At 49.7% G+C, this 696-nt stretch carries 1 protein-coding gene; it reads right to left on the reverse strand.

Going from position 1 to position 696, the window contains the following annotated elements; genetic code table 11:
• The coding region (locus AC1DWM_RS30135; RefSeq protein ID WP_477796894.1) for a lipopolysaccharide biosynthesis protein at positions 1-696 on the reverse strand (696 nt) is incomplete at both ends.

Consider the following 696-nt stretch of genomic DNA (forward strand, 5'->3'; position numbering starts at 1 on the left):
AGCTTATAGTGTACAAATGCAACCCAACCTAATAGAAAAAAACAATTTGTTGCCAGCCAAACATAACCTGCTCCAACCCCGCCGAAATGCGTAGCCGCCAAGACTATGCTTGGAATAAGGATTACAGTCATACCTGCATTACCAATGAGGTGGTAGCGTAAATTACCTTTGGCATATTGCAGGTAGTAGGAAAAGGCTGCTATTGCGAGTAACCCATTACCGACAGCATAAAGGCGAAGGACGGGAGCGGCACTTTCGGCCAGCTGCCGATCACCGGTCCAAGCAAAGAGCAGTGGTTCAGCGCAGCTGGCTAGAGTGATAGCTGCGGAGCCGGCGATTATGCTTACCAACTGGGTTGAATTTCGATAGACACGGATCAATTCGTCATTTTTACCTTCTGCGTGCAGTCTGGCCATGCGTGGCATTATGGCGCTGCTAATAGGACCGCTAATGACCATGATGCCGCTGGCGACTAGTACCGCCAAGGTGAAAAAACCATACTCTTCCAGAGGTAAAATGCCAGAGAGCACCAGTTTATCGCTTTGCGTGACCAGCACCCACACCGATGAGGTGAAGGCTATGGTCAGAGCAAACTTCAATATCGGCCGGATCGGTTTGAATGACCAACCGATGGACTGGCCAAGCGTTTCACTGGCAGGCAAAAGGTGTTGGCATTTTGAACCAAGCCCGATGATT

This window comes from Pseudomonas sp. P4_C8 (assembly GCF_056401975.1).